The following is a 14,950-nucleotide window of genomic DNA, read 5'->3' as shown; positions in this document are numbered from 1 at the left end:
GCGTGGCGTCTACCTCCCGTGGATGACGAGGAACGGTTCCGGCAGTTCGTCCGGGACCAGTGGGCGCCGCTGCTGCGGACGGCGTACCTGCTGACCGGAGACCGCGGCACGGCCGAGGACCTGGTCCAGTCGGCGCTCGAGAAGACGCACCGGCGCTGGGCCCGGATCGACACACCGTTGATCTACGTGCGCCGGGTCATGGTGAACACCGCGACCTCGTGGTGGCGGCGGCGCCGGGCGATCGAGGTGCCGCTGGTCGCTTCCGATGCGGTGGCGGGCTCCGATGCCTACCTCCAGGTCGAGCAGCGACAACAGCTCCTCGCGGCGCTGCGGCGGCTACCGCCGCGGACCCAGGCGATCCTGGTGCTCCGCTACTTCGAGGACCTGAGCGAGGCGGACACCGCCCGCGTCCTCGGCTGTTCCGTCGGCTCCGTGAAGAGCCAGGCGTCGCGCGGGCTGGCCCGGCTGCGACTCGACTTCGCCCACGAGGCACCGGCACAACTGCAGGAGGACCCATGCTGACCGACACGCTGCGCCAGGCCGCTGCCACGATCTCGGCGCCCGAGGACCCCTGGCCGGGGTTCGCCCGGCGCGAGCGGCTTCGCCGGCGGACCCGCCGCGTCCGTCGGACGGCCCTGGCCGTGGTGGTGGCCGCCGCGGTCGGGGTGCAGACCAACGTGGTGCCGTTGCCCGGATGGGCGCCCGGCATCGCGCTCGCGTCACCCTGGTCGGCGCTGGCGTCCGCGCCGCCGCGGGGTTCGCTGACGGGCGACACCGCCTGGGTGGCGGCGTTCCGTGACCGGGTCACGGGCCTACAGGACCCGGACGGTTTCTGGGCGGTGGCGGGACGCGAACGGATCAAGGTGCTGTACGCCAGCGACGCGCCGGGCCGCCGGGTCGCGCTCGTGCTCGTACCGCTGCGGTTCGGGTTCGTCACGAGCTGGGAGCTGATCTGGTACGACGGCCCGGCCGGCGCCGCGCCCTCGGAGATGACGTACGCCGGCAACCAGGATGCCGGCGACCCGGTCGTCACGCTGTCGCAGGTGGACGGGCAACGGGGTGGATACGCCCTGGTCATCGGGCCGCCGGACACCACTGTCACGATCAGCGGCGATCCTCGCTATGCGGCTCGTGGGGTGGTGGAGCGGCGGGAGTTGGCCCGATCGGACGGGGGCGGGGTCGGTGTCGTGCTCCTGCCGCCCGCGCCGCTGCCGCCCGGCCTGGACGCCCGGGTCACCCGGGGTTCGTCGGTGGTCTACTCGGGCGCCGTCTTCGGTGGCTGGGGTTCGTCGGCGGACGGCGACCCGTTCGAGCCGCCGGCCGGCCAGCTCGCCTCGGCGGTGGTCGGCAGCCGCGGACCGGCGCCGGACCCCGCGATCCTGACCAGCTTCGTCCGGCTCGCGCTCACGGACAGCCACCTGCCGGCGTCCGGGACCACTGTCCGGCTCCGCTGGTCGGGCTCGGTGAACGGGCAGGCGGCCGTGCTGCTCACGGTGCAGCCCTCGGGGGGCGGGGTGGTCGCGTACGCCCTGCACGGCTCTGCGACGAGCAGCCGCACCGATCTGCGGTTGCTGCTGCCGGCCGCGGGCGCGGAGCTTCGGCCGATCGCCTGGCGGCTGCGGGCCGAGGGCGGTGACGGGCGGACCGACCGGGTGCTGGTGGCGACCCCGACCGGCACGGCCCGGGCGGCGATGACGGCCGGCGGCGGGTCACCTGTGCCGGTCACCTTGGACGGGTCAGGGTTCGGCACGACCGCCGTGCCACCGGACCAGCAGGCGACGGTGACGGCGTACGCGGCGGACGGGTCCTTGTTGGGCAGCACGCCCGTGCCACCGTTCGAGAACAACTCGTCGCGCCTGCCCGGCGACACCCCGGGGACCCGCATCGTCCCGTGACATCCGCGTTGGGGAGGGCGCCGCTCTGAGGCGCCTCCCCATTGATCGCGATCGGTACCGTCAGGGAATGGAACCTCCACGCCCGCCGAACCCGACCGTGCCGTTGCCGGAGGCCACCGTGGCCGGCGACTGGACCATCCTCGGCGCCCTCGCGGCGGCCGCCCTCTTCCTGCGGCGTCGTCGGAAGCGCTAGCCGTTCGACGGTTCGCGCTGCTCCGGGGCGAGCTTGACCTCGGCCAGCCAGGGCGACTGGGCGACGCTTCCACCGCCCACCGTCAGGCTCGCGCGGGCGGCGACGTAGAAGCGGTCCCGCGCGTCGTCCACGTCGCGCACCGCGCCGTCCCATCGCTCCCAGTCGGTGGCGATGCCCAACGCGAAGAACTCCAGCTTGCGGACCGCCTGGCGCCAGTCGCGCGCGGCCGTGACAGCGGCGGCGTCGCCCAGCATGAGCACCTTCTCCCAGGCCTTGGTGCGCGCGGCGTCGGCCTCGGCCAGCAGCGCCAGCCCGGCGTCGCGGTCGATGCGATGGGACAGGGACCCGGGCCGGTCGTCAGCGGTGATCCGGAACAGCAGAGCGTGGATCTCCTTGACCGCGGAGGCGTACGCCACGTACGCGTCGAGACGTCGTTCGTCCCAGCGGACCGACACCGTCCGCCGCCACCGTGACCGATCGGTCAGCGTGGTGGCCGCGATGGTCCCGAGGGTCCCGATCAGGACGCCGATCAGGACCGGCAACTGAGCGATCAACGTGTCCACACATAGGAGCGTCGCAGATCGCGGCTAGTAGCTCCCACCGCCCGAGCCGCCGGAGTCGGAGGAGCCGCCACCGCCGGAGTCCGAGTACCCGCCGCCGGGGTCCGAGTAATCCCCGCTGGACGGGTCCGAATGCCGCTCGTCGCCGTACTTGTTGATTTTCGTGCGGCCGAAGTGCTTCCCGTCGCCGCGCATGCGACCGCCCCGCCGGTTGCGGTTGTCGCGGCGAATCTCGCGTGTCGCGCGCCGGGCCTGATCCAAAGCCGACAGGCGGGCCCGGCGACGCCGCCGAACCGAGCGCAGACCGGCGACGAGCAACAGCCCGACCGTCGCGATGATGGTCACTAGCCAGGTCCCCCTCATGTCGACGAGGGTAGATCCCGCGCGCGAGCGGGTGGGCGAGGAAGATCCTCGCCCACCCGGTGGCGTTGCTAGCAGGGAGTCGGGCTCAGCTGGATCTTCCAGACCGGATACCAGTCCACCAGCGGCTGGTTTTTCGGCGGAACACACAGGATCAGGCCGCCGCTCTGGTTGAGCAGCCTCATCGACGCGCCGTTGGTCTGGCGGTTGATCGCATAGCCCCAGTTGGTCCAGCCGTTCAGGTTGTACGTGTTGTACGTGTAGAACCTGAAGATGTACCGGTAGTTGCCGACCGAGTCGCCGAGCACGTGGGCGCAGGCATACCCGTCCCGGCAGGGCGGATTCACCTCGCTCGTGACCTCGGGAATCACTTTCGGCGACGTCGAGGGCGTACCGGCCGCCTGCGCCGGCGCTGGCGCCACGACGGCGGTGAACAGCGCGATCAGCACACCGGCCAGACCGACGCTCAGGGCTTTCCGTATCACTGGGACCTCCTGTTAGGACGTTGGCCCGACTTTCACAGTGATCGCTTTGCGAATGCTTTTTCGGCAGCCAGCCGCCGCCGTAACCGGTTAAAGTGGTTACTCACACAACGCCACCGGGAGGACGCATGACCACCGTCGGTTGGGAGCAGGTTCTGCGGTGGCGGATGCGCCGGCATCACCTGGCGGACGAGAAGGCGGCCGACCCGGTCGCCGTGGCGCGCCGGGTCGTGGGCGTCCACGCCCAGGTGGCGGCGTCCGCGGTCACCGCGACCGCGCTGCGCACCACGAAACCCGCAAGAATCGACCACCTGTTGTACGAACGCCGCACCCTGGTCCGCACCTGGGCCGCCCGCGGCACCCTGCACCTGCTCCCGGCCGACGACTTCCCGCACTGGGTGGCGGCCATGTCGACGCGCACGCGGGACAAGACCAACTCGTGGCTCAGGTACAACGGGGTGACCGCCGCACAGATGAGCGACATCCTGACCGCGCTGCCGGACGTGTTGACCGACGAACCACTGACCCGCGAGGAGCTCGCCGACGCGATCATCGAGGCGACCGGCCACCAGGAGCTCAAGGACCGGCTGACCCATGGCTTCGGCACCATCCTCAAGCCGGCCGCCTTCCGCGGGCAGCTCTGCTCCGGGCCGCCGCGCGGACGCAACGTCACCTTCGTCGCGCCCCGCCGCTGGCTCGGCGACTGGGAGCCCGTGGAGACCGACGCCGCGATCGACCGGCTGGCAAGGGACTACCTCGGCGCGTACGGCCCGGCCACCCCCGAGGAGTTCGCCCGCTGGTTCGACCTCACGCCGGCCCTGGCCAAGAAGTCGTTCCAACGACTCGAAGGCCTCGCGACGGTCGACGTCGACGGCACAGCCATGCGCCTACCGGCCGAGCACCTCGCCGGGCTCACCAAGAAGGGCGCGCGAGAGGTCGCGCTCCTGCCGGCCTTCGACCCGTACATCACCGGAAGCACCCGGCAACTCGAGCAGATCGGCGCCGCGGGGCACAAGGCCGACGTGTCGCGGCCGCAGGGCTGGATCTCACCCACCGTCGTCGTCGACGGGTGGGTGCGGGGTGTCTGGGAGCCCGACACAGGCGAGATCAGGTACTTCGGGACGATCCCGGCGACGGTACGCCGGGCGGCCCAAAGCTTGATCGAAGCGAACCTCTCGACTGGCGGGTGAGACGGGGGTTACAGTCCGAGCCAGTTTCGGCTTACCGGCCGGTAACGCTACCTAGGAGGCGCGGAAGCTGATGCCGGAGCTGCCAGGCGGGTTCCTCTGGGGAGTGTCGACCTCGGCGCACCAGGTCGAGGGTGCTACCACCGAAGACGGCCGGGGCGCGTCGATCTGGGACACCTTCAGCGCGACACCGGGCCGTATCGTCGACGGGACCACCGGCGCGGTAGCGACCGACTCCTACCACCGCTTTCCCGAGGACATCGCGCTGATGCGGGAGCTCGGCGTCGGCGCGTACCGGTTCTCGATCGCCTGGCCCCGGATCCAGCCCGACGGCACCGGGCCGGCCAACGCGGCGGGCCTCGACTACTACGAGCGCCTCGTCGACGGGCTGCTCGACGCCGGCATCGCGCCGGTCGCCACGCTCTTCCACTGGGACCTTCCGCAGAGCCTCCAGGATCGCGGCGGCTGGCTCGACCGCGAGACCGCACACCGGTTCGGCGAGTACGCCGCGCTGGTCTCGCAGCGGCTCGGTGACCGCGTGCGGATGTGGATCACGCTCAACGAGCCGTTCGTGCACATGTCGCTCGGCTACGCGCTGGGCACACACGCGCCGGGCGAGCAGCTCCTGTTCGAGGCGTTCCCCGTGGCGCACCACCAGCTCCTCGGGCACGGGCTCGCGGTGGCCGCGCTGCGCGACCACTCCGGCAGTCCGGTGGCGATCGCCAACAACTACTCGCCCGCGCGGCCGGTGTCCGGCTCGGCCGCCGACCTGGCCGCCGCGACGGCGTACGACGCGTTGCACAACCGGGTCTTCACCGACCCGCTGTTCGGCCTCGGCTACCCCGAGGGTGCCGCCGACCTCTCGGTGGTCCGCGACGGCGATCTCGACGTGATCGCCGCGCCGATCGACGCGCTCGGCGTCAACTACTACAACCCGACCGGCGTACGCGGCCCGGAGGACGGCAGCCCGCTGCCGTTCGAGATGGTGCCGCTGGACGGCTACCCGACCACGGCGTTCGGCTGGCCGGTGGCCCCGGACGGGCTGCGCGAGCTGCTGGTGACCCTGCACGGTCGCTACGGCCGAAAACTGCCGCCGATCTACATCACCGAGAGCGGCTGCGCGTACGACGACGTGGTCTCTTCTGACGGCACCTGCGAAGACCCCGACCGGATCGCCTACCTCGACGCTCACCTGGCCGCCCTGCGCGACGCCCAGGCCGACGGGGTCGACGTGCGCGGCTACTTCGTCTGGTCGCTGCTGGACAACTGGGAGTGGGCCGAGGGGTTCACCAAGCGGTTCGGGCTGGTGCACGTCGACTTCGATACGCAGGCGCGTACGCCGAAGAGCTCCTTCGAATGGCTGCGGGAGCGCATCCGTGACCACCGTTGACCCGGAGGCGTCCGCCCTGCCGGCGGCGCTGGCCGAGCCGACGGCACGGGTCCGGCGCGGTTGGATCGCGCTGCTCTTCTCGGCCAACCTCGGCGTCTGGATGGCCTTCTTCACGCCGATCCAGATCCTGCTGCCCAACCAGGTCGCCGACATCGCACCGGGCCACAAGGAGACCGCGCTGGCCTGGGCGATGGGCTTCGGCGCGCTGGCCGCGATCATCGCGAACCCGGTCGCCGGCGCGTTCTCCGACCGCACCACGCTGACCGTCGGCGGCCGCCGCTTCGGGCGCCGGCACGTCTGGACGGTCGGCGGCGCGGTGCTCGGCGCACTGTCGCTGCTGGCACTGTCGCAGCAGCAGACGATCCTCGGCGTCACGCTCGCTTGGGTCGCCGCGCAGGCCTGCTTCAACGCGATGCTGGCGGCGCTGACCGCGGCGCTGCCCGACCGGGTGCCGGTCGACCAGCGCGGCGGGGTGTCCGGCTGGGCCGGCATCCCCCAGGCACTCGGCCTGGTGATCGGCGCGGTGCTGGTCACCACGGTGTTCACCGGCACCATCTCCGGCTACGTCGCGGTGGCGGTCGCCGTACTCCTGCTCGGGCTGCCGTTCGCGTTCCTCACCGGCGACGATCCGCTTCCCCGGGAACACCGGCCACCGTTCTCGTGGGGAGTTCTCCTCCGGGGCATGTGGATCAGCCCGCGCCGCCACCCGGACTTCGCCTGGGCCTGGGGCACCCGCTTCCTCGTCCAGGTCGGCAACGCGCTCGGCACGCTCTACCTGCTCTACTTCCTCGAGGACGGGGTGCACTACGCCGACCCCGAGGGCGGGCTGCTGATCCTGATCCTGCTCTACACGGCCGGGATGATGGCCACGGCGGTGTACGCCGGGCGCCTGTCGGACCGCTCCGGCCGGCGCAAGGTCTTCGTGATCTGGTCCGGCGTGATCATGGCCGTGGCCGCGCTGATCCTGGCGATCTGGCCGGTCTGGACGGCGGCGGTGGTCGCGGCGGTGCTGCTCGGAGCCGGCTACGGCGCCTACCTGGCGGTCGACGCGGCACTGATCACCCAGGTGCTGCCGGCGGCGACGAGTCGCGGCCAGGACCTCGGAGTGATCAACATCGCCAACTCGGCACCCCAGGCGCTCGGGCCGTTCTGCGCCGCCTGGATCGTGGTCTACCTGGGCGGATACCCCACGTTGTACGCGGCGACGGCGGTGGTGACGTTGCTCGGCAGCGTACTGGTGCGCAAGATCCGCTCGGTGCCGTAGAACCGGACATTTCACGCGGGAAACCTGGTGGCGGGGTGGCCGGGCGTCGCCCGTAGGCTTGGCGCGTGACGGTACGCGTGCGATTCGCCCCCTCCCCGACGGGAATGTTCCATGTCGGCGGCGCCCGGACGGCGCTGCAGGACTGGATCTACGCCAAGCAGCACGGCGGTGTGTTCGTGCTGCGCGTCGAAGACACCGACGCCGCACGCAACCGCCCGGAGTGGACCGAGGGCATCCTCTCCGCACTCGACTGGCTCGGCATCGAGCGGGACAGCTACGAGGGCCCGTACTTCCAGTCGGCCAACGCCGACGAGCAGCGCGCCGCCGCCGGCCGGCTCTACGACGCCGGCCGGGCCTACTACTGCGACTGCACGCGGGAGATGGTGCAGGCCCGCACCGGGAACTCGTACTCCGGATATGACGGCTTCTGCCGTGACCGCAACCTCGGGCCGGGCGAGGGCCGCGCGCTGCGGTTCCGCATGCCGGACGAGGGCGAGACGAAGGTCGTCGACCTGGTCCGCGGCGAGCCCACCTTCGAGAACGCGAAGATCGAAGACTTCGTGATCGCCCGGGCCGACGGCTCGCCGGTGTTCCTGCTGGCCAACGTCGTCGACGACATCACCATGGGCATCACGCACGTGATCCGCGCCGAGGAGCACCTGCCGAACACCCCCAAGCAGCAGTTGCTCTGGGACGCGCTCGGCGTCAAGCCGCCGGTCTGGGCCCACGTGCCCGTGGTGGTCAACGAGAAGCGGCAGAAGCTCTCCAAGCGCCGCGACAAGGTGGCCCTGGAGGCCTACCGCGACGAGGGCTACCTCCGCGACGCGATGCGCAACTACCTGATGCTGCTGGGCTGGGCGCCGAGCAACGACCGGGAGATCGTGCCCTGGTCGGTGATCGAGGACGAGTTCCGGCTCGAGGAGGTCAACCCCTCCCCCGCGTTCTTCGACGAGAAGAAGCTGCGCGCGTTCAACGGCGAGTACATCCGCGCGCTGTCCGTCGACGAGTTCATCGCGGCCTGCCAGCCCTGGCTGACCGGCACCGCGACGATCCCCGCGCCGCCGTGGGACCCCGCCTCGTTCGACCCGGCGGCGTTCGCTGCGGTGGCGCCGTTGGCGCAGACCCGGGTGGCGGTGCTCAGCGAGATCGTGCCCAACGTCGACTTCCTGTTCCTCGACGAGCCTTCTTTTGATGACGCGGCGTGGGCGAAGGCCATGAAGGACGGTTCGGCCGACCTGCTCGACGGCGCGGCGGCCGCATACGCGGATCTGCCCTCCTGGGACGCTGAGACGCTGAAGAACACGCTCGAAGAGGTCGGCGCCGCGCGCGGGCTCAAGCTCGGCAAGGCACAGGCACCCGTCCGGGTGGCGGTTACCGGCCGTTCGGTGGGCCTGCCGCTGTTCGAGTCCCTGGCGGTGCTGGGCCGCGAACGCACGCTGGCCCGCATCCGCGCCGCCCGCGCCCGCCTCTGACGGGACCGGTCCCCACGACATTGTGCGGGCCGGTTACGATGCCGGCCTGCCGATGATCACGGCGGCGTCCCCCGCGAGGGGCACCGAGATGGCAGAAAGCTGCAAATAACCCGACGGTTGTGTGCAACCTGTGGGCCGTTCGCGGAGTCTATGCAGTAAGCACCAGCCAGCCATCGGAACGGGGCGAGGAGGACGGTGGTGGGGCGATCGGTCTTTAGACGGTTGTTATTGGTGGTTGCCGCCGGTTTCATGTTCGCCGCCACCGGCGCGGCCGCTCCCGCGCTCGCAGCACAGCCGACCACTGTGGTCGGTCAGGCGCCGAAGGCACCCAAGCCCACCGGGCTGACCCTCACGTCGGAGGGCATGGGCGACATCACCGTGACCGCGACGGAGAAGCCCCAGCTTTTCGCTGACCTGCTCAAAGAGGTGAGCTTCCTCGGCGGAACGATGGGCCAGATCACCGCGCCGAAGGCGGCCGCGCTGGGCCGCAAGTTCACCGTCGTGGTGCGGTTCGACGACAAGCCGCGCTACAGCTACGACCTCTACCCGCTGGCCAAGGGCGGGCCGAAGGCCTTCCGCCCAGCCGCGCAGCCCGACAAGAAGAAGACGACCGCCGCGTGGTTCCTCGGCCGGATGACCATGTCGGAGGCCCTCCGCATCGCCGGCGCGCCCATCCCGCAGAAGCCCGACGTGATGAGCGGCGGCATCGGCGGCGGCGAGCGGGTCATCCCCGAAGACTCCCTGCCCACGGGCCGCGACCTCGACACACTGCTGGCCGAGCTACGCCAGTTGGTCCTGCTCAACGGCGGCGTGGTGCTGGTGCTCACCTTCATGGTCGCGGGCGTCGCGCTGATCATCCGGCACCGAACGCGCTAGGCCCTGTGCCTGATCGGGCGATCACCTGCTCGATCAGGCGAATCTCGTCGTCCAGGTCCGCGGCGAACTCGCTGTCCCAGTCCCCGTCCGGCGGCCCCGCACCGAAACGACCGTTGACCTCGGAGTTGGCGAAGCCGAGCAGAAGCGTGGAGAGCAGCCGCTCGAGCCGCGGCACCTCGGCGACGGGCACGCCGGCCGTCTGCAGGATCTCCGAGATCAGGTCGTCGAGCCTCCTGGACTCCGGGGTGGCACCGGGTCGCGCGACGATCAGCGGGTACGCGCCGGGATGGCGCCGCGCCAACTTCCGCACCGCGGCCGACACCACCCGCAGCCGGTCCTGCCACTCCCCAGCCCCGGGCGCGGTCGCCAACAACTCGCCGAGCATGCGTTCGACCATGCCGTCGAGCAGCGCACCCTTGCTCCGCACGTACGGGTAGATCGCCATCGGACTCAGCCCAAGCCGCTGCCCAACGGCCCGCATGGACACAGCCTCGACCCCCTGCGCGTCGGCGATGGCGATCGCCTGGTCGATGATCAGCCGCTGCTTCTCGTCCATATCGGACAAAATCTACATTGCACCCCGCGCCCACGCCCGCCGCCCTACGGCCCCATCACCCGAACACGCCGCAACACGCGCTTTAACCGCCCACCCTCCCGAGATCTAGGTAAAAAATTGCTGCTACAACTGCAATTTCTTACCTAGATCTGCCCTGCGGCCGCGCCGCGCGGCCGCACGGCGGCACACCGCCGGCGCACACGGCGCAAGCCACGAACACCGCAGCACACGCCGCGAAGCGCGTCAGACGACCGCAGCGCGGCGCGGCGCGAGACCGCAACGCGGCGCGAGACCGCCGCGTGCCGCGAACGCTCGCCCGACCCCTCGCGAAACCGTAGGGCGGGGCGAGGCAGGAACGCGGGGCAGCGGAAGACCCGCAATGCCCGGGTGTGGTCCGGGCGTTGCGGGTCTTGGCGCGTGCGTGGTGGGGGGCGTGCGGGTTAGCACCAGCGGTCTGGTGGGCGTTCCCGTCGGGAGGCTCGGCGGCGTGGGCGGACCGCGCCGTGGCGATGGGCGCCCGCCCAGCCCGGGCGGTCGCTGCGGCACGCCGGTGCGCGACCGAACTGGATCGGGCCGGGGTCGGCCACGTGGTCGGTCGGTGGGTCGTCGGTCGGGTCCGTGTCTGGACGTTCTTTGCGAACGCGTTCCGCCGTCGGTTCCGCACAGCTTCGTCGGATTTGTCGGCCGGGCGGGGTGCGCCGGGACTCGTCCGGTATGTGCGGTTGGCTGTCCGCGTCGGCGCAGCCGGGATCGGCCTCCCCGTGCGCCATCACGGCCTCCTGTTCTCCGCCGTCTCGCCACCCGGCCGCCACCGGGTGACCCACTAGGCCTCCACACCCTAATGGGCTGAGCAGCCGAAATCCTGCCCGCGGGGCCGGAGTGACTGGCTGCATACTACAGCGATTCGCTGCGTCAACGGAATGCGTCCTCTTTGGGCCGACCCGGGAAGAGTGTCGCCCATGCGGGGCCGACGACGAACCAGATTCCGGCTACCCAACCCATCCGGGTCAGCCACCCGAGCAACTGCGCGGAACGTTCCGCGTCACCCACCATCAGGATGCCGGCGCCGAGCAGAGCGGCCGAGATGGCACATGCGGCGACGGCCTTGCCCCATTCGCGCCACTCATGCCGGGTTCGGGCCCAGCCACCCCGAGGCGGTTTCCACGGCGGAGGGCCGCCGGCGAAGCGGTGTGCGAACCGCTGGTCCGCCCAGCGGATCATGGCGTGCCCGAACATCACCGAGAAGCCGAGGTAGACCGCGGCCAGACCGTGGAACGGGCCGGCCGTGGCACCCCGGCGCAGGTCGACGACCGTGGCCACGAGCAGCACCAGGTCGAGCACCGGCGAGCCGACCAGCAGCACCGTGCTGAGCCGGCGCAGCCGCAGCAGGTAACGCGCGACGAGGCCGGCGCCGAGCAGCACCCAGAACCCGATCTCGCTGGCCACGATCAACGCCACGATCATGTCGGTCTCCCCCCAAGGCACGGGACACGGCCGTGCGTATCCAGGGAAAGCCATAAAGATCGCCGCCGCGTCGCCGAGGCTGACGAGACCGGTCTCATCCCCAAGGTGGAGCCGTCTCCTCTCGCAGGCGGACGAGACGAGAGCGAGGGTGTGGTTGCATCGATGACGTGATGCGCCTCCCCCCACGCGGGTCGATCGGCCGCGACCTCGTGCTGGCCGCCGTCGCGCTGGCCGGTGGGACTTTGATCATCGCGTCCGGTGCCTACAAGACGATCGGGCTCGGTGCCGCCGACGAGGCGAACTGGCTGCTCTACCCGCCGATGGTCGCGGCCAGCGGTGCCGTAGCCCTGCGCCGCCGCCAGCCGTTGGTCAGCCTCGCGATCGGCACCGTCGCGGTCACGGTCGACCTGGCCCTCGGCGGTTCGCTCGGCACCCTGTTGATCTACACCCAGGTGTTGTACGACGCGTGCGTCTTCGGACCGCAACGGCTCTGGCGGCGCGCCCTCGAAGTGGCGATCGCGGTGGTCGTCGCCACCTCGGTGATCGGCGTGGTGGTGTCGGGCGAGGTACGCGGGCTGGCTCTCGGCATTCCGGCGGTACTCGTGCTGATCCTGCCGATCCTGACCGGGCTGAGCGTCCGCCAGTACCGCGACCAGGCCGCCCTGGAACGGTCCCGGGCCGAGCAGACCGCCCGCGTGGCCGAGCTCGACCGGCGCCAGGCGGTCGTCGCCGAGCGCACCCGGATGGCGCGCGAGCTGCACGACATGGTCGCCAACCACCTCAGCGTGGTGGCGATCCACGCGACCGCGGCGCTGAGCGTGCCGAACCTGTCGGCGGCCCAGGTCCAGGAGTCGCTGCGAGTCATCCGGGAGAACAGCGTGCAGGGGCTCGGCGAGATGCGGCAGATGATCGACGTGCTGCGCGGCCCGGAGGCGGAGCCCGGCGACGACCCGGTCACGCCGGGGCTGGGCGAGGTCGAGCGGCTGGTCAGCGGCGCGCGGTCGGCGGGGCTCGCGGTGGAGCTGACCACGACCGGCGAGCCGCGGGCGTTGCCGGTGGGTGTCGACCTGGCCGGCTACCGGATCGTCCAGGAGTCGCTGACCAATGCCCTGAAGCACGGCACGGGTACGGCCAGTGTCACGGTCGACTACGGCGCCGAGGAGGTACGGCTGACCGTGCACAACCCGGTCGCCAGCCCCGGCCCGTTGGACCACCTCGGCGCCGGCGCCGGGCTGATCGGCATGCGCGAGCGGGCCGCCCTCCTGCGCGGGCGGTTGGACGCCGGCCCGGCGACCGGCGCGCGGTGGCGGGTGCACGCCGCCCTACCCGTCGACGCGGCCTAGGTTCGCTACGCGGGCCGCCACGGACACCAGAGCCAGCGCCAGGAGGAACCCCCCGATCACGTCGGTCGGCCAGTGCGCCAGCAGCGCGACCCGGCTGAACCCGATGAACAGGGCGAACGCCGTCGCGGCCAGGAGGGTCGCGGCCCGGGTGGCCGCGCCGGCCCGGGGCCAGACCAGCAGCACGAGGGCGAACGCGAAGGCGGCGGCATTGCTGGTGTGCCCGCTGGGGAAGCCGGAGCTCTCGACCACCACGAAGCCGTCGACCGGGCGCGGGTTGTGCAGCGCCCAGTGCATGACGCCCCAGGCGATCGGCACGGTCGCGGTGACCAGGGCGCAGAACACCGCGGAACGACGTTCCCGGCGGACCGCGAAGAGCAGCGTGGCGGCGGCGCCGACGGCCACGAACGGGATGGTGGCGGCCAGCGAGGTCAGCGTCCGCAGCCAGTCGACCAGCGTCGGGCGGGCGGTGCCGTAGTCACGGAGAGCCGCGCTGACCGTGTCGTCCCAGCGGACCAGCGGCGGCCAGTCGGCGGCCACCAGGCCGAGCAGCACTCCGAAGGCGGCCAGCGCGACCAGGGGCAGGGCGGCCGGTGGGCGCGCGGGACAGCGGTGCATCCGGGCAAGCCTATGGTGTACGCGTGGACGACCAGACCGCTGACGGGCTCGCGGCGACCTTGCGCCGGATCGAGCGGTCGGCGGGCGCCCTCGCCACGGCCAGCGTCGCCCGGATGGACGAAAGTCTGGCGTGGTTCCGATCTCTGCCGGCCGACCAGCGCGCCTGGGTGATGCTGGTCGCCCAGGCCGGCGTCCGGTCGCTGGTCGAGTTCATGCGCCAGGGTCCGAAGACCCGGCCCCGCGAGGTCTCCGACGAGGTGTTCGCCGCCGCCCCGCGCGCGCTGGCCCGCAGCATCAGCCTCCAGCAGACCGTTGCCCTGATCCAGGTCACCATCGACGTCGTCGAGGAGCACGCCGGCCAGTTGGCCGCGCCCGGCGAGGAACGGGACCTGCGCGAGGAGGTGCTGCGGTTCTCGCGGGAGATCGCCTTCTCCGCGGCCCGGGTCTACGCGCGCGCCGCCGAGTCCCGCGGCTCCTGGGACGCCCGGCTCCAGGCGCTGCTGGTCGACGCGCTGCTGCGCGGCGACTCGACCGACACGCTGGCCAGCCGGGCCGCCGCGCTCGGCTGGGCGGACCCGCCGCCGGTCGCGGTGGCCGTCGGGCGCTCGCCGGGTGGCGAGGTGGCGCCGGTGCTGCACACGGTCTACCGGCAGGCCCGCCGGATCGGCGTCGAGGTGATCAGCGGCGTGCACGGCGACCGCCTCGTGGTGGTGCTGGGTGGCGCGGCCGACCCGCTCAACGCGACCGAGAAGCTGATCGACGCCTTCGGCACCGGGCCGGTGGTGGTCGGGCCGGCGGTGGCCAGCCTCGACGAGGCGACGGAGTCGGCCCGGGCGGCGCTCGCCGGGTTCCGCGCCGCGCCCGCGTGGCCGGACGCACCCCGCCCGGTCGCCGCGGCGGCGTTGCTGCCGGAACGGGCGCTGGCCGGTGACGTCGCGGCCCGCCGGGCGTTGCGCCGGGACGTCTACGGCGCGCTGGTGCGGGCCGGCGGCGAGCTCATCGAGACGCTGGACGCGTTCTTCGCGGCCGGCGGCGTGTTGGAGAGTGCCGCCCGGGCGCTGTTCGTGCACCCGAACACGGTGCGGTACCGATTGCGGCGGATCGGCGACGTCACCGGCTTCTCGCCACTGTCCCCGCGGGACCTCTTCGCGTTGCGGATCGCGCTCACGGTCGGCCGGTTGGACCCCCGTGGCTCGACGCCGCCCGGGGACGCCTGAACGCTCGTTTGGGAAATATGGCTCCATACCGTACGTGATCGCTGCCACTCGTTGTAGAAACCCTACAAAACCAATA

16 protein-coding genes are annotated in these 14,950 nt (G+C 71.8%); 10 read left to right on the top strand and 6 right to left on the bottom strand.

The genetic code is table 11. The features are described from left to right. Nucleotides 1-18: 18 nt before the first annotated feature. From BLV39_RS11600 to BLV39_RS44755, 3 genes are all read left to right on the top strand, one after another. Nucleotides 19-522: a SigE family RNA polymerase sigma factor gene (locus BLV39_RS11600; protein ID WP_090790071.1), complete on the top strand. Its 504-nt coding sequence runs from the start codon at nucleotides 19-21 to the stop codon at nucleotides 520-522. Continuing rightward, complete coding sequence (locus BLV39_RS11595; RefSeq protein ID WP_090790069.1) at nucleotides 516-1,895, top strand: hypothetical protein; 1,380 nt, start codon at nucleotides 516-518, stop codon at nucleotides 1,893-1,895. The genes BLV39_RS11600 and BLV39_RS11595 overlap by 7 nt, the downstream gene beginning before the upstream one ends. A 67-nt stretch (nucleotides 1,896-1,962) precedes the next feature. Continuing rightward, a complete protein-coding gene (locus tag BLV39_RS44755; RefSeq protein ID WP_275414307.1) occupies nucleotides 1,963-2,088 on the top strand; it encodes a hypothetical protein in 126 nt (41 codons plus the stop codon). Here BLV39_RS44755 and BLV39_RS11590 read toward each other — a convergent pair. The 3 genes from BLV39_RS11590 to BLV39_RS11580 form a co-directional block, all read right to left on the bottom strand. Beyond that, the gene (locus tag BLV39_RS11590; RefSeq protein WP_090790067.1) at nucleotides 2,085-2,651 is read right to left on the bottom strand and encodes a hypothetical protein; all 567 of its coding nucleotides are present in this window, start codon (nucleotides 2,649-2,651) and stop codon (nucleotides 2,085-2,087) included. The genes BLV39_RS44755 and BLV39_RS11590 overlap by 4 nt on opposite strands. A 24-nt stretch (nucleotides 2,652-2,675) precedes the next feature. Beyond that, nucleotides 2,676-3,011: a hypothetical protein gene (locus BLV39_RS11585; RefSeq protein WP_143049729.1), complete on the bottom strand. Its 336-nt coding sequence runs from the start codon at nucleotides 3,009-3,011 to the stop codon at nucleotides 2,676-2,678. Nucleotides 3,012-3,079: 68 nt separating this feature from the next. Continuing rightward, the gene (locus BLV39_RS11580) at nucleotides 3,080-3,457 is read right to left on the bottom strand and encodes a hypothetical protein (protein WP_143049728.1); all 378 of its coding nucleotides are present in this window, start codon (nucleotides 3,455-3,457) and stop codon (nucleotides 3,080-3,082) included. A 161-nt stretch (nucleotides 3,458-3,618) separates the two neighbouring features. Here BLV39_RS11580 and BLV39_RS11575 point away from each other — a divergent pair, with 161 nt between their 5' ends. From BLV39_RS11575 to BLV39_RS11555, 5 genes are all read left to right on the top strand, one after another. Next, nucleotides 3,619-4,680: a winged helix DNA-binding domain-containing protein gene (locus tag BLV39_RS11575; protein WP_090790060.1), complete on the top strand. Its 1,062-nt coding sequence runs from the start codon at nucleotides 3,619-3,621 to the stop codon at nucleotides 4,678-4,680. A 70-nt stretch (nucleotides 4,681-4,750) separates the two neighbouring features. Next, entirely contained in the window at nucleotides 4,751-6,067 is a 1,317-nt protein-coding gene (locus tag BLV39_RS11570) for a GH1 family beta-glucosidase (RefSeq protein ID WP_090790058.1), read from the top strand. Next, the gene (locus tag BLV39_RS11565; RefSeq protein ID WP_090790056.1) at nucleotides 6,054-7,331 is read left to right on the top strand and encodes an MFS transporter; all 1,278 of its coding nucleotides are present in this window, start codon (nucleotides 6,054-6,056) and stop codon (nucleotides 7,329-7,331) included. The genes BLV39_RS11570 and BLV39_RS11565 overlap by 14 nt, the downstream gene beginning before the upstream one ends. A 65-nt stretch (nucleotides 7,332-7,396) precedes the next feature. Then, the gene (gene gltX, locus BLV39_RS11560; RefSeq protein WP_090790054.1) at nucleotides 7,397-8,803 is read left to right on the top strand and encodes a glutamate--tRNA ligase; all 1,407 of its coding nucleotides are present in this window, start codon (nucleotides 7,397-7,399) and stop codon (nucleotides 8,801-8,803) included. Nucleotides 8,804-9,034: 231 nt separating this feature from the next. Then, nucleotides 9,035-9,679: a hypothetical protein gene (locus BLV39_RS11555; RefSeq protein WP_090790052.1), complete on the top strand. Its 645-nt coding sequence runs from the start codon at nucleotides 9,035-9,037 to the stop codon at nucleotides 9,677-9,679. Here BLV39_RS11555 and BLV39_RS11550 read toward each other — a convergent pair. Next, on the bottom strand, nucleotides 9,657-10,235 hold the full coding sequence (locus tag BLV39_RS11550; protein WP_090790050.1) for a TetR/AcrR family transcriptional regulator: 579 nt from the start codon (nucleotides 10,233-10,235) through the stop codon (nucleotides 9,657-9,659). The two genes, BLV39_RS11555 and BLV39_RS11550, sit on opposite strands and share 23 nt — an antisense overlap. Before the next feature lie 912 nt (nucleotides 10,236-11,147). Next, nucleotides 11,148-11,699, bottom strand: a complete 552-nt coding sequence (locus BLV39_RS11540) for a hypothetical protein (RefSeq protein WP_090790048.1) — start codon at nucleotides 11,697-11,699, stop codon at nucleotides 11,148-11,150. Between the two features lie 170 nt (nucleotides 11,700-11,869). Between BLV39_RS11540 and BLV39_RS11535 the strand changes: the two genes are divergently transcribed. Next, nucleotides 11,870-13,042, top strand: coding sequence for a sensor histidine kinase (locus tag BLV39_RS11535; protein WP_090790046.1), 1,173 nt, complete (start codon nucleotides 11,870-11,872; stop codon nucleotides 13,040-13,042). Here BLV39_RS11535 and BLV39_RS11530 read toward each other — a convergent pair. Further along, a complete protein-coding gene (locus tag BLV39_RS11530) occupies nucleotides 13,022-13,657 on the bottom strand; it encodes a phosphatase PAP2 family protein (protein ID WP_090790044.1) in 636 nt (211 codons plus the stop codon). The genes BLV39_RS11535 and BLV39_RS11530 overlap by 21 nt on opposite strands. A 23-nt stretch (nucleotides 13,658-13,680) precedes the next feature. Here BLV39_RS11530 and BLV39_RS11525 point away from each other — a divergent pair, with 23 nt between their 5' ends. Further along, nucleotides 13,681-14,874, top strand: a complete 1,194-nt coding sequence (locus tag BLV39_RS11525; RefSeq protein WP_090790042.1) for a PucR family transcriptional regulator — start codon at nucleotides 13,681-13,683, stop codon at nucleotides 14,872-14,874. Nucleotides 14,875-14,950 lie beyond the last annotated feature (76 nt).

The organism is Asanoa ishikariensis (genome assembly GCF_900107455.1).
Taxonomy (GTDB): domain Bacteria; phylum Actinomycetota; class Actinomycetes; order Mycobacteriales; family Micromonosporaceae; genus Asanoa; species Asanoa ishikariensis.
Note: the sequence above shows the minus strand (reverse complement) of the source record. Positions and strands in the feature narration are given on the sequence as shown.